Source organism: Gynuella sunshinyii YC6258 (assembly GCF_000940805.1).
GTDB lineage: Bacteria > Pseudomonadota > Gammaproteobacteria > Pseudomonadales > Natronospirillaceae > Gynuella > Gynuella sunshinyii.
This window is the reverse complement of sequence record NZ_CP007142.1, coordinates 1,962,208-1,975,051: the sequence shown is the minus strand read 5'-3', so window position 1 is coordinate 1,975,051 and position 12,844 is coordinate 1,962,208. Positions and strand designations below refer to the sequence as shown.

Genomic DNA, 12,844 nt, shown 5'->3' with positions numbered 1-12,844 from the left:
CTGCCTGAAACCCCAATGGATATCAAATAAGTGCTTCAATCTCATCGCCGTACACTTGTGGAACAAACTGTCAGGTCCAAGCTTTTTCTCAGCGGATTATTTTCCGTTCTTTTTATCTCCGGCATCATGTTTTGGGGCAGCCTCAGTTGGCACAACAGTCTCGCCCGACAGGCTTTTCAACAGAATGCTCAACTGCTGTTACGGCAAACCGCCGAACATGCCAGTCCATTTCTGCAAACCAATAATGTGATCAGTCTGAATCTGATGCTGAAAAGCCTGTTGGCTGAATCGGGAATTAATTACGCAGCGTTCCGGGATGCCAGTGGCAATGTGCTCACGGAACTGAAACAAAACGAAGGTCACGGCGTCGATTTTCGCCAGTCGGTTATTTTTGAAAACGCGGTGATCGGCGATATTCTGCTGACCATTGAAATGCCCACCAATCATCACACCATCTGGTTATGGCTATTGGTCGTCTGGGCCCTGGGAATTGCACTGTGGCTGGCTTTCTGTATTTATCTGACGATGGATGAACGTGAACAAGTGAGGGTTTTTAATCAGCACATGCATGATTTTTTCGCTACCGACAGTCACAACCTGCGTCAGTGGAACGATATCCTGGATCAACAGCTGCGTCCGGCCATGTCGCTGGCCGGCTGTTTTCATAACCATTACAGCTCAGCCCGGATTCATCATTGTCTCGACAAAGTGAATGTGGTCCCCAGAGCTGGTTACCAAAGCAACTTGTTTTTACTGTACCTGACCCCCACCGAACTGAGCGATCAGTCAGACAGCCGCCAGGTTCACAACTGGCTGGAGCAGCAAAACCATTATCTGCATCAGGTTGCCAGTCTATACAACGGCGAAATCACCCAGGACCGTAACTGCCTGGTATTCGGTCTGGAAGATGAGCCGGATCAGGCGGTTGTTAATGTCCTATGCGCCGCGACAGTACTGCACCATGTCTGCAGTTCGATGACTCCGTACTCCATCTCAGTGACCACTGGAACGCTCTGGGTCAATAACAGCAGCGACCTGCCACCGGCCGTTCAGGTGTGCGGTCAGGCAGTGAACCAATTACAACTGATGCATTTGCATAACCGCTCCAATGCGATCTTAATCGCCGAAAATATTTTTCAGTACTCCAGGACCAGTACTCTGGTGAATGCGCACATTTATCGTGACCTGACCATGCCCGATGGAGAACGACTGGAAGTCTGGCAGCTCGACAGTCTCAGTGATCATTATGATCAATTACTCCGGACCCAATCAGAAAACCTGAAGCAGAACAACACCGAAACCCTATGAAACCACGCCGCGCCCAACTTTGGCATCATGTCCTGTTATTGGTATTGCTGATGGTATTGATGGGCTTTGCGCTCACTATCGGCAGCTCAGGCATTGCACTGGGTGAAGTCTTACAGACATTGTTTTCCTCCAATCCGGTATCTGATGATATCCGCGTGATTATCCTGCAGGTGCGCCTGCCCAGAGTCTGTCTGGCTGCAATCATCGGTGCGTTGCTGGGTATATCGGGTACCGCCATTCAGGGCCTGTTTCGCAACCCTCTGGCTGAACCCAGCATTCTCGGAGTGACCAGCGGGGCCTCACTGGTGACGATGATCATGCTAATCATGTTTCCGAGCCTGATTACTACGCTTGGACAATGGCTGGGAACATTTGTCATTCCGCTGATTGCCTGTACCGGTGCTTTGATTGCCATGCTGATGGTTTTACTGATACAAGGACAGCAATCCGGCAGTTCCGCCAATCTGATCCTGGCCGGTATCGCGGTCAATTTGATCGCCGGCGCCGGCATCAGTTTAAGCGCCTATCTGGCAACAGATCATCAGCTGCGGTCATTGACCTTCTGGGCATTAGGTACGTTGTCTGCCGCGTCGTGGCCACGCGTACTCGTCACCGGACTCACCCTGGCCATGGTATTACCCGCACTGATACTGTCTGCCAAGGCGTTGAATGTGATGTTACTGGGTGACTCAGAAGCCAGACATATGGGGTTTAATATTCAAAGAACCCGCCGGGTGATTATCGTTTTATCGTCTCTGGCCATTGCCAGTGCTGTTGGCTTTACCGGTAACATTGGCTTCATCGGACTGGTGATCCCCCATATCAACCGCATGATGTTCGGCCCCCAACATCAACATCTGTTTCCACTGACGGCTCTTACCGGAGCTGCGTTGCTGGTACTGGCGGATTGTCTGGCACGGGTGATCATTGCACCGGCTGAAATACCGGTCGGCATCATTACGGCCTGCATCGGCGGACCATTTTTTATTTTTCTGCTGATCAAAAACCGGAGGCTGACAGTATGAGCCTGCAGGTGGAAAACATTAGCTATGAGGTTCAGGGCAAACACATACTCAAACAGGTATCGCTGCAACTGGAGGCCGGACAATCTCTTGCACTGGTCGGCAACAATGGCAGTGGCAAAAGTACATTACTGAAAGCCATTACTGGCGAACTGTTACCTCAGTCCAATGCCATTCGACTGGAACAGCGTCCAAGGCATTTATGGCCAAGACAAACACTGGCGCGGAAAATGGCCTTCCTTCCGCAACATTCCCAGATCAATTTCAACTTTACCTGCGAAGAACTGGTCGCCATGGGACGTTACCCACACAGTACCGGCCAACAACGTGATCAGGAAATTATCGATGCTGCCATGACCCTGACAGACGTGTATCAGTTCCGTTATGATCTGGTTACGCATATGTCCGGTGGCGAATTACAGCGCAGCCAGTTGGCAAGAGTGCTGGCGCAGATCTGGGAACCATTGGATGGCTTCCGTCTGCTGGTACTCGACGAACCGACCAACGGCCTTGACCTGATACACCAGCACTCAGTTTTTCAGGCCATACAGGCTTTCAAAGCACAGCAACTGGCCATCATCTTTGTCGTCCACGATCTCAACCTTGCCGCCCGTTATGGGGATCGGGTAATGGTAATGGATCAGGGGCAGGTCGCCGTCAGCGGTACCCCTGCTGAAGTGTTTACCAAAACCAATATCAAACAATATTTCGGCCTGGATGTGTGTATACAAACGCATCCGGTTTTTTCGATCCCCAACATTATTCCGGTATAACCCCGAGGACTTCCCATATGACCAAAACATTTACCCTGGGTCCTGAACACGACATTGAAGAAAACCAATCGAAAGGTTATGAACTGCCGCATCTACAGGTATTTGCCGTTCGTCGTGATGGGCTGCTGTACGTCTATAAAAACGATTGCCCACACCTGAACATCAATCTCGAATGGCAGGAAGATCAGTTTCTGGATATGGATGCGGCTTTTATTCAGTGTTCAGGACACGGTGCTCTGTTCGAAATCGAAACCGGATTATGTATTTCCGGTCCGTGTCAGGGAGAACACCTGACTGCAATCGCTCATGAAATTGATGCACACGGGCAAATCGTTATCAACGTACCGGAAGAAATGCTGGATAACTGATAAGTGCAGCGAGGCATGCTCGCTGCTAGACGGGGTGAGGTTCTTGGATAAACCATCCATGGTGGTGTATTCCAGCCCGGCCAGAGGCGCTGTACATACCTGTACAACTGTCTGTCCAGCTTCGGCATCCATGCCTTCGCGTTCAGCGGAACAAAGCTGCGCTTTGTTTGACCCCGCTTCACCCATGGCCGGGCGCTCGGCCCTCAGCGAGGCATGCTCGCTGCTAGACGGGGTGATGTTCTTGGATAAACCATCCATGGTGGTGTATTCCAGCCCGGCCTTCCGTGGCCGGGCGTTCGGCCCTCAGCGAGACATGCTCGCTGCTAGACGGGCCTCACCCAATTTTTAGGGAGAGGTTGGATTTTGGGACGCAGCAGCATGGCAGTACTTCACCGTCATTCAACCAAGCCATGGGTTCCTGAAGGTAGGCCACTTCACCAGCCAGCAGCGTGGTCCGGCAACTGCCGCAATATCCATCCCGACATTGATAGGGAACCTGAACCCCCTGGGCTTCGAGGGATTCCAGCAAGGTGCTGGCGTATTGGAATTTTACTTTTTGCGGTTGTCCCGAGACTTCGACCCAATGAACCGGCCGCGGTATTTCAAATTCCAGCTGAGGATTTGCTTCCGGTTGTTCCGGGTTCTGCAGCGGCAAATATATTTCAAACTGTCGGGCTTTGAAGCTGTCGGTTTCAACTACTTCTGCCTCAAGTGCAAACTCTTCATCAGAGCCGGCACCGTCCAGTTCAAAATCTGTATCTTGGCCCTCGGGTTCGAAATCGTATTCTGCGTACCGGGCTTTAGCCTGAGTCATTGGCATCCTTTATCGTTCACAGTTCAAAACCACCCAAATCATCCGTATCGATCTGGCTATCGATAGCCCCTACCAGATAGGAGCTGATTTCTGCTTCCTGCGGCGCCACCTGGACATTGTCTGAGACCAGCCAGCTGTTCATCCACGGTAATGGGTTCTGCCGTATGTTGAAGATGGGTTCCAAGCCAATCGCAGTCATCCGCTGGTTGGTAATGTACTCAACATACTGACTGAGGATGTCTTTATTCATGCCAATCATGGAGCCATCTTTAAACAGATATTCCGACCATTGTTTTTCCTGCTCGGCGGCTTCCCTGAATATACCGATGACTTCATCACGACACTCTCTGGCAATATCAGCCATATCCGGATCATCCTTGCCACTGGCAAGAATATTCATCATGTGTTGAGTTCCGGTCAGGTGCAGAGCTTCATCACGTGCAATGAGGCGAATAATCTTGGCATTACCTTCCATTTTGGTACGCTCGGCAAATGCAAAACTGCACGCAAAACTGACGTAGAAACGGATGGCTTCCAATACATTGACAGAGGCTATGGTCAGGTACAGTTTTTTCTTGATATCCCGAAGGTCAACGACAATCTTTCTGCCATTGACTTCATGCTCACCCAAACCAAACTGGTTATAAAGGTTAGCCACCGAGATCAGCTGATCGTAGTACTGGGTCACACTGATGGCCCGTCTGACGATGTGTTCATTGTGAATGATATCGTCAAAAATCACCCCCGGATTAGGGATGATGTTACGGATGATGTGGGTGTAGGAGCGTGAGTGTATGGTTTCACTGAATGCCCAGGTCTCGATCCAGGTTTCAACCTCCGGTAACGATACCAACGGCAAAAACGCTACATTGGGCGAACGCCCCTGAACGCTGTCCAGCAGCGTCTGATATTTCAGGTTACTCAGAAAAATATGTTTTTCATGATCCGGCAATTCAATGAAATCCTTTCTGTCTTTGGAAAGGTCCACTTCTTCCGGACGCCAGAAGAACGACAACTGCTTTTCGATCAACTGTTCGAAAATTTTATATTTCTGGGTGTCATAACGTGACACGTTGACGTTCTCACCCATGAACATGGGTTGCTTGAACGTCTCAAACTGATTGCGATTAAAAGTTTTGTAACTCATGGCCGTCTTGTATCAAATCTTACAGGCGCCGCTTTCGCAGCCATCATCACTTTGATCGTTCTGGGCATCTTCTGCACCGTCCCGGGTATTGTGGTAATACAGAGTTTTCACTCCGTTTTTATACGCACTCAAGAGATCCTTTAACAATACCTGCATGGGTACCTTACCATCGGAAAATCTGGCTGGATCGTAGTTGGTATTGGCAGAGATGGCCTGATCGATAAATTTCTGCATGACACCAACCAATTGCAGATAACCATTGTTATCGGGAATTCGCCACAATAGTTCGTACTGGTCCTTCAATCGTTCAAACTCTGGTACGACCTGCTTCAGAATGCCGTCTTTTGAAGCTTTGACGCTGATATAGCCTCTGGGCGGCTCGATACCATTGGTGGCATTACTGATTTGAGATGAGGTCTCAGATGGCATCAGTGCGGTCAGCGTTGAATTTCTCAGACCATAAGTTTTGATTTCTTCTCGCAAAGTCTCCCAGTCCAGCTGCAGGGGCTCCTGACAGTAACCATCGACATCTTTTTTATAGGTGTCGATTGGCAGGATACCCTGTGCATATTTGGTTTCAGAGAATTTACTACAGGCGCCTTTTTCTTTGGCCAGCAGGTTGGATGCTTTCAGCAGATAAAACTGAATAGCTTCAAAAGTACGGTGCGTCAGCCCCAATGCAGAACCATCGGAGTATCTGACCCCGTTCTTAGCCAGATAGTAAGCATAGTTAATAACACCGACACCCAATGTACGGCGAGCCATTGAGCCAAGCTCTGCGGCAGGGACCGGATAATTCTGATAGTCCAACAGACTGTCGAGTGCCCTGACAATCAGTTCGGACATTTCTTCCAGTTCAGACAGATTTTCCATGGCACCGAGGTTAAATGCGGCCAGAGTACACAAGGCGATTTCACCATTAGTATCGTTAATGTCCTCAAGCGGTTTGGTCGGCAGAGCAATTTCCAGACATAGGTTTGACTGACGAACCGGTGCCACTTTTTCATCGAATGGACTGTGAGTATTACAGTGATCGACGTTTTGAATATAGATTCGACCAGTTGACGCGCGTTCCTGCATCAGCATGGAAAACAGATCGACGGCCTTAATGGTTTTCTTGCGTATGGCGGTATCTGCTTCGTACTGAACATAGAGCTGTTCGAAACGGGCCTGATCTTCAAAGAATGCGTCATATAACCCAGGAACATCGCTTGGACTGAACAGGGAAATGGAGCCGTTTTTGATCAGGCGCTCATACATCAGTTTGTTGATCTGTACGCCATAATCCAGATGGCGAACGCGGTTCTCTTCAACACCGCGATTGTTTTTCAATACCAGTAACTCTTCCACTTCGTAATGCCAGATCGGATAGAACAGTGTTGCCGCACCACCCCGGACACCACCTTGGGAGCAGCATTTGACCGCAGTCTGGAAATGTTTGAAAAATGGAATACAGCCTGTATGGAAAGCTTCTCCCTGACGAATTGGCGAACCAATGGCGCGGATACGACCAGCGTTGATACCGATACCGGCGCGCTGGGAAACGTAGCGAACAATCGCCGAGGAAGTGGCATTAATGGAATCCAGTGAATCTCCAGACTCAATCAGCACACAGGAGCTGAACTGACGTGTCGGAGTCCGCACGCCTGCCATGATCGGTGTTGGCAAAGACAACTTAAACAATGACACCGCATCATAAAAACGCTTGATGTAGTCCATCCGGCGTTCTTTGTCATAATGAGCAAACAGACATGCACCAATCAGTACATACAAAAACTGGGGACTCTCAAAGACTTCTCCGGTTACCCGGTTTTGAACCAGATATTTTCCTTCCAGCTGTTTTACTGCTGCATAAGAGAAATTTAGATCGCGGCTATGATCGATAAAACTGTCCATCTGATCAAAATCAGTCGCACTGTAATCCTGCAGTAGTCCTTCATCATAACGCTTCATGTCAACCAGTCTGGAAACATGATCAAACAGACGAGGTGGCTCAAACTGTCCATACGCTTTTTTACGCAAATGAAAGATGTTCAATCGGGCGGCAAGATATTGATAATCCGGTGCCTGTTCAGAAATCAGGTCTGCGGCAGATTTGATGATGGTTTCATGAATATCCGAGGTGCGGATGCCATCATGAAACTGGAGATGGGCTTTAAGCTCTACTTGGGAGACAGAAACATTTTCCAATCCTTCTGCTGCCCAGGAAATGACACGGTGAATTTTTTCAAGATCAATGGTCTCCTGACGACCATCTCGCTTGGTTACTGCTAAATTTTTGGTATTCATTATTGGCCCGACGTCCAGTGTTGTTCGTGCAGGAAAGCCCTACAAGATATGGTGGTAGATATAAAGGAATGATCACAAGATATGGGAAAAACCATTATCATTCAATATTGATTTTAGGTGGATTTTCCAGTAGCGGAAGGACCCCGAAAGCATGCTATCCGGTTCCAGTCCGCGCCCTAGAGCGGTACAGCCCAGCTTCAAATTCTGGTAACAATTTTCTTGAGTATCAGGAAAAAATTCTTCCGTTAATGGCGGCCGGTCTGTGTGATGGAGTCGCCTGCCATTGATGCACAATCTGCTGACTTGCCAGCCGCCCCCATGCCATAGTCGGCAACACCGGAGAGCCGGCTCCCATCCAGGGCACTGCAGCCGTATCGAGACAACTCAAATTATAGATGCTATGACACTGTCCCCAGATATCCAGTATCCCCTGGTTGGAATCATTTGAGATCGACAGTGTTCCACATTCATGGACAGAGCTTCCTACCGCAAGCCTTACCAAACCGGTGGTTTTAGGTGCTTCCGTCAGCCACTGTTCACCATGGCGCCAGTACACACTACCTTCCGGAGCTTTATTGCCTGTCAACATTCCCAGCAATCGTACTGCCAGACGATCATTATTCTGCCAGCAATCCATCTCCTTCTGACCTACATAATAACGGGCCATTGGGGTTGCACCGGTGAGACTTTTTTCTGATTCCAGTACCAGCCGACTACGATGCCCCGACAACGCTGTTTGAGCAACCAGACTGAGTGTTATCCAGCGAGAATTCTGCTCTGGTACCGGAGTGCCGACGGGATGATGCATCCCCACCATGCCACTTGCGACTCTGCCCGGACAGGCATAAATCTGAAATAAATAATCTTTGCCCTGCACTACAATGCCGGCATTATGTCTGAAACTGGTTTGAGCCATCCCCAATAATTCTCTGCGGATCTGCAGATGAAACACTGAACGCAGATGCGAGTTCAGATTTCGACCGATGTGACTGAAGCTACGGTGATTCTGATCGAAGCTATGCAGAAACAGCGCTGTACTTTCGCGACACCCCATGGTGCTGATCACCTGAGTACGCGATGGCACATCAATCAGCCTGATCTGATTGCGGTTTTCATCCATAACTTTAATTTGGGTAACATACTTACCAGTCATCATCAGTTGTTTGACTTTACAGCCTGACACTAAATGTATGTCCTGGCGGGCATCCCTGGACAAATGTTCCAGCAGATTGTTGATCGGGGAATAAGGACCTCTGCTCAACTGCCCCGAATATGGACTGGACGTCTGAATGGCCATCGGCGCCCCGCTGACATATTGTACGGAATCCCACTGACTGGTGACCTGACTGACCCGCTCGATCATCCGTTCCTGCAGTGCACCACGCCAATATCCAGGCTGAGAACGCACCCCCAATTGCTGCTCGGCCTCAATCAGGTTTTCTTCCAGAGTCTCAGCCATACCAGAAGGCCATTTTGACATATCATCGAGGCTGGGTCGGGGCACGCATAAATCCCAGAAATGAGAATCTCCTCCCACCACATTGTAAACCCGGTGTCCGCGCTCCTCACGCACCAGATCTTTGGATTCATAATAGACACGAGCCCCCTGCCAGCTGCCGTTTACAGCTGCCAGATCGGCCTTTGTTAAATAGGGGTAAGTGGTGTAGTGATGAGGTAATCCGAAATGCCCCTGCTCAATTAACAGAATTCTTGGTTTGCGGGGATAGCTTTGTTCAATTAACTGGCAGGCGGTATAGGCACCGAAAAAACCTGCTCCTAGAATAATAAAATCAAATGCCCCGGAATTAAGAGCATCATCCAGCCGACTATTAAATTGTCGAGATAACCATTCCATGTTGCACTCCCGCTGGTAATTGCGAACGCTTTTTTTGTTATGTATATAGAATTTTGGAAAAACAAAGTAAGCAAAATAACCAATCTTATCAAGTATTATAAATATTATAGTCAGACCATCAGGTCCAGGTTATTTCCAAGACCGGATTTTTTTTGCTGATAATTGTCCATACTGCCCAATGAATCATTGAATTTTCGGGGACTTTTAAACAGCCCTTGATAGGCTTCGGTCAAGTCACTGCCAGACGTCTCTGCAGACTTATCGTTATCGACAGTATTTTGTTGCTCTTCTGCCGGTTCTGACGACATTGATTCGCTAACTTTCTGCTGCCGCAGCTGTTGTTCTGCTTCTACAATCATTTGTGTGGCCTGTAACGCCACGGATCGGTCTTGTTGGGAAGGGGTTGCCGGTGCAAGTGCAGCACGTCTGATTTGTTCAGCTTTCACAATTGTCGCTTCAGGATCGTCAGAAACCTTCGACACATTTACCTGCACTTCACCGGCTACGGCATAGTTTACGCCATCTGGTCCACGCTCATAGGTCAGAGTCATGGGACCGGCATACTTGCCGCCGATGGCCCTATGGGCCTGTTCGTGATCTTTAACTTCACGATCTAGTTGTTTCAGGGAGCGCAGTTGCTGCTGCTCGGCCTGTAAGTCTGCATCGTCCTGTTCAGCATCCCGCTGGTTGTCCTGCTGTTGCTGATCCGATTTTGCCTGAACCTGTCTGTCTGCATCGCGAGAAGGTTGCTCACCGGCTCGGTTACGACCTTTATCTGTTTCTTCTGTCTCGGTAATCGGAGCAAACGAGGTTCTGTCATTATCGAGATTAACGGAAACAACCGGCCCTGCAGCCGGAACTGCAAGATGCACTGAATTTAATGATGCTCCCGTAACCACACTCATGGCTCAACCTGCAAGGCTCAGACTTTTATATCAACGATGCTTCCTATCGTCTGTGAACCGGCCTCGACAACCTTTGCACTGGCCTGTACCTGATTTTGTGCGGACGTCAGATCTGACAGAGCCTCTTCAACATTAACCGGTTTTTCCGGTATGTTTGCTTCGGCGATTTTCTGCCCTGCCTGTTCGGCATTGGTCAGTCCGGTCTGAATACCCGCAACTCCTGTACTTAAGACACTACCAATCACTCCAGCCTCCTCTGTTCATTGAAACTCTACACCTATAATTAAACCACAAGACCGGCAAAATATTGCCGATCTTTAAGATTTTTTTGAAATAACCTCAGACTGGATATAGCGAAAGGAGTGTGTACTTCTATTTTTACCGGGAATACCCATCCGGTATGCGTTAGAATCGCACTGTTTGCACATCAGGGAATGGAATCTTTACCAATGGAATTGCTGCATTTTGAATCCTGCCATGTCTGTCGGAAGCCAATTGGTAATCATGCCAACGGGTTATGCCGGCAATGCTGGTCTCTCTGGCCTGAGTTATCGAATTTCTGTCAGATCTGTGCAATACCGTTGAACATCGGGCACCACATCTGTGGGAATTGTTTGAAGCATATCCCTGCGTTTGATCAGATCATCAGTAGTGGTCGTTACGAAGGGATTCTGGCCTGGCTGATTAAGCAATTGAAATATCACAATCGTCACCAACATGTTCGTCCATTGGCTGAAGCAATGACCAATACTGTCCGACAGTTTGAGATCACGGTCCCGGAAGTACTGATTCCCATGCCTTTACACTGGAGCCGACAATGGGCCAGAGGTTTCAATCAATCTGATTTGCTGGCCAGAGCCATTGGTCAGAATTTGAATATCCCGGTACGCTCAGACTTGGTCACACGATACCGACGAACCCCCGCGCTCGAAGGTCTGAATCGCAAAAGCAGACTGAAACTGCTGAACAAGGTATTCAAAGTTAAAACAGATGGCCTGGAAAATGTCGCTGTAATAGATGACGTTGTGACCACTGCCGCCAGCGTTCAATCCCTGGCAGCCACGTTAAAAAAACATGGTGTCAGGCATGTACAGGTCTGGACCATAGCCCGTACACCCGAACATGCTGCCTATTAACCTATTTCAGTATTTTTGTAGTGAAACTTCCTGCAACATCTCTACACTATGGTGCTTCCACCACTTAATTTTTTACCTCCACGGACATATATGCATCAACCTTTTGCCAATCTGACCCCTGATCTTATGCTGGACATGCTGGAACTGGGAGGGTTTACAGTGGATGGGCGACTGACGGCTCTAAACAGCTACGAAAACCGGGTAATACTGGCAGGTGTTGAGGACCAACCGGAAATCGTAGCGAAATTTTATCGCCCGGAGCGTTGGAGCAATGAGCAGATTCTGGAAGAACATACTTTTACTCAACGACTGCTTGATGCAGAGGTTGAAGTTGTAGCACCGCAGGCATTCACTCAGACACAACATTGTATTGCCAGTACGTTGATCGAGCATGAAGGCTATCGGCTCGCAGTCTTTCCCAAACGCTGGGGACAGCCGATTGAACTGGACAACCTGAATCAACTGGAAATGATTGGTCGTGTGTTGGGTCGTCTGCATGCCATGGGCATGGACGAGACTTTTCAACACAGAGTCACCTTTACCCCTGAAAAATTTGGCTGGCAGGCCAGGCAGATCTGCCTGCAATCGGACATGATTCCCCTAGAACTGATACCAGCTTATGAGTCGGTATCAGAACAGTTATTACACAAAATTGATCAGCAATGGAGTGCCAGCGAAATTTTTAACATATCTCTGCATGGGGATTTTCATCCGGGAAATATTCTGATCAGAGATGACCAGCCGCTGCTGGTGGATTTTGATGACTGTGTCAGCGGACCGGCCATTCAAGACATATGGATGTTACTGTCTGGGGATCATGAACTTCAACTGCAACAACTGGCGAGAATTGCCAAAGGTTATTCCATGTTCTGTCATTTTCCCATGTCAGAGCTGGGCCTGATTGAATGCTGTCGCAGTCTGCGTATGATTCATTATGCCGCCTGGCTTTCCAGTCGCTGGAATGACCCCGCATTTCCAAGAGCATTTCCCTGGTTTGAGTCTCCCCGTTTCTGGTCTGATCATGTATTACAGCTGAGAGAACAATTGGCGGCCATGGACTTGCCAGTACCATCACTCGCCCATCTTCTGTAAGCAGAAAGTATAGTTCGATTGGCGTGAAGGCAGGCAACCATCACTGCCGGAATACCTGACGACACCCAAACATTGCTCAAACAATGGACCGGCAGTTCCGATTCGACAAAAGGTTTTAATTAGCGGTACAGTCAC

13 protein-coding genes and 1 pseudogene are annotated in these 12,844 nt (G+C 48.8%); 8 read left to right on the top strand and 6 right to left on the bottom strand.

The annotated features are described in order from the left end of the window. Positions 1–30: 30 nt before the first annotated feature. From YC6258_RS08755 to YC6258_RS29545, 5 genes are read left to right on the top strand one after another with little or no spacing between them, the layout of a single operon-like run. Positions 31–1,308 carry a hypothetical protein gene (locus YC6258_RS08755; RefSeq protein ID WP_044616659.1) on the top strand — a complete coding sequence of 426 codons (1,278 nt, stop codon included), beginning with the start codon at positions 31–33 and terminating at the stop codon, positions 1,306–1,308. Beyond that, a complete protein-coding gene (locus YC6258_RS08750; protein ID WP_044616658.1) occupies positions 1,305–2,333 on the top strand; it encodes a FecCD family ABC transporter permease in 1,029 nt (342 codons plus the stop codon). The genes YC6258_RS08755 and YC6258_RS08750 overlap by 4 nt, the downstream gene beginning before the upstream one ends. Next, positions 2,330–3,103: a heme ABC transporter ATP-binding protein gene (locus YC6258_RS08745; protein WP_044616657.1), complete on the top strand. Its 774-nt coding sequence runs from the start codon at positions 2,330–2,332 to the stop codon at positions 3,101–3,103. Before YC6258_RS08750 ends, YC6258_RS08745 begins: the two co-directional genes overlap by 4 nt. A 17-nt stretch (positions 3,104–3,120) precedes the next feature. After that, positions 3,121–3,471 (top strand): Rieske (2Fe-2S) protein, encoded by a 351-nt coding sequence (locus tag YC6258_RS08740; protein WP_044616656.1) that lies wholly within the window; start codon positions 3,121–3,123, stop codon positions 3,469–3,471. Positions 3,472–3,514: 43 nt separating this feature from the next. Further along, the gene (locus YC6258_RS29545) at positions 3,515–3,820 is read left to right on the top strand and encodes a hypothetical protein (RefSeq protein WP_144407594.1); all 306 of its coding nucleotides are present in this window, start codon (positions 3,515–3,517) and stop codon (positions 3,818–3,820) included. Here the strand turns inward: YC6258_RS29545 and yfaE are convergent. The 6 genes from yfaE to YC6258_RS08710 form a co-directional block, all read right to left on the bottom strand. Beyond that, positions 3,806–4,285 carry a class I ribonucleotide reductase maintenance protein YfaE gene (yfaE, locus tag YC6258_RS27985; RefSeq protein WP_082070621.1) on the bottom strand — a complete coding sequence of 160 codons (480 nt, stop codon included), beginning with the start codon at positions 4,283–4,285 and terminating at the stop codon, positions 3,806–3,808. The genes YC6258_RS29545 and yfaE overlap by 15 nt on opposite strands. 16 nt (positions 4,286–4,301) lie before the next feature. After that, on the bottom strand, positions 4,302–5,432 hold the full coding sequence (gene nrdB / locus YC6258_RS08730) for a class Ia ribonucleoside-diphosphate reductase subunit beta (protein ID WP_044616655.1): 1,131 nt from the start codon (positions 5,430–5,432) through the stop codon (positions 4,302–4,304). Positions 5,433–5,444: 12 nt separating this feature from the next. Continuing rightward, the gene (gene nrdA, locus YC6258_RS08725) at positions 5,445–7,721 is read right to left on the bottom strand and encodes a class 1a ribonucleoside-diphosphate reductase subunit alpha (RefSeq protein WP_044616654.1); all 2,277 of its coding nucleotides are present in this window, start codon (positions 7,719–7,721) and stop codon (positions 5,445–5,447) included. A 226-nt stretch (positions 7,722–7,947) separates the two neighbouring features. Beyond that, a complete protein-coding gene (locus YC6258_RS08720) occupies positions 7,948–9,576 on the bottom strand; it encodes a GMC oxidoreductase (protein WP_044616653.1) in 1,629 nt (542 codons plus the stop codon). A 110-nt stretch (positions 9,577–9,686) separates the two neighbouring features. After that, entirely contained in the window at positions 9,687–10,481 is a 795-nt protein-coding gene (locus YC6258_RS27200) for a putative metalloprotease CJM1_0395 family protein (RefSeq protein WP_052830171.1), read from the bottom strand. Positions 10,482–10,498: 17 nt separating this feature from the next. Beyond that, on the bottom strand, positions 10,499–10,726 hold the full coding sequence (locus tag YC6258_RS08710) for a flagellar basal body rod C-terminal domain-containing protein (protein WP_044616652.1): 228 nt from the start codon (positions 10,724–10,726) through the stop codon (positions 10,499–10,501). Positions 10,727–10,915: 189 nt separating this feature from the next. Here YC6258_RS08710 and YC6258_RS31310 point away from each other — a divergent pair. The 3 genes and pseudogenes from YC6258_RS31310 to YC6258_RS08700 form a co-directional block, all read left to right on the top strand. Next, positions 10,916–11,086, top strand: a pseudogene (locus YC6258_RS31310) (double zinc ribbon domain-containing protein); the annotation flags it as partial. Between the two features lie 9 nt (positions 11,087–11,095). Further along, positions 11,096–11,617 carry a ComF family protein gene (locus tag YC6258_RS08705; RefSeq protein WP_144407593.1) on the top strand — a complete coding sequence of 174 codons (522 nt, stop codon included), beginning with the start codon at positions 11,096–11,098 and terminating at the stop codon, positions 11,615–11,617. Between the two features lie 90 nt (positions 11,618–11,707). Continuing rightward, positions 11,708–12,709 carry a serine/threonine protein kinase gene (locus YC6258_RS08700; RefSeq protein WP_044616650.1) on the top strand — a complete coding sequence of 334 codons (1,002 nt, stop codon included), beginning with the start codon at positions 11,708–11,710 and terminating at the stop codon, positions 12,707–12,709. The last annotated feature ends 135 nt before the right edge of the window (positions 12,710–12,844 follow it).

What these genes read in the sequence shown, in the direction of transcription:
- YC6258_RS08750 (WP_044616658.1), top strand. Translation starts at nt 1,305, where the DNA reads ATGAAACCACGCCGCGCCCAACTTTGGCATCATGTCCTGTTATTGGTA.
- YC6258_RS08745 (WP_044616657.1), top strand. Translation starts at nt 2,330, where the DNA reads ATGAGCCTGCAGGTGGAAAACATTAGCTATGAGGTTCAGGGCAAACAC.
- YC6258_RS08740 (WP_044616656.1), top strand. Translation starts at nt 3,121, where the DNA reads ATGACCAAAACATTTACCCTGGGTCCTGAACACGACATTGAAGAAAAC.
- yfaE (WP_082070621.1), bottom strand. Translation starts at nt 4,285, where the DNA reads ATGACTCAGGCTAAAGCCCGGTACGCAGAATACGATTTCGAACCCGAG.
- nrdB (WP_044616655.1), bottom strand. Translation starts at nt 5,432, where the DNA reads ATGAGTTACAAAACTTTTAATCGCAATCAGTTTGAGACGTTCAAGCAA.
- nrdA (WP_044616654.1), bottom strand. Translation starts at nt 7,721, where the DNA reads ATGAATACCAAAAATTTAGCAGTAACCAAGCGAGATGGTCGTCAGGAG.
- YC6258_RS08720 (WP_044616653.1), bottom strand. Translation starts at nt 9,576, where the DNA reads ATGGAATGGTTATCTCGACAATTTAATAGTCGGCTGGATGATGCTCTT.
- YC6258_RS27200 (WP_052830171.1), bottom strand. Translation starts at nt 10,481, where the DNA reads ATGAGTGTGGTTACGGGAGCATCATTAAATTCAGTGCATCTTGCAGTT.
- YC6258_RS08700 (WP_044616650.1), top strand. Translation starts at nt 11,708, where the DNA reads ATGCATCAACCTTTTGCCAATCTGACCCCTGATCTTATGCTGGACATG.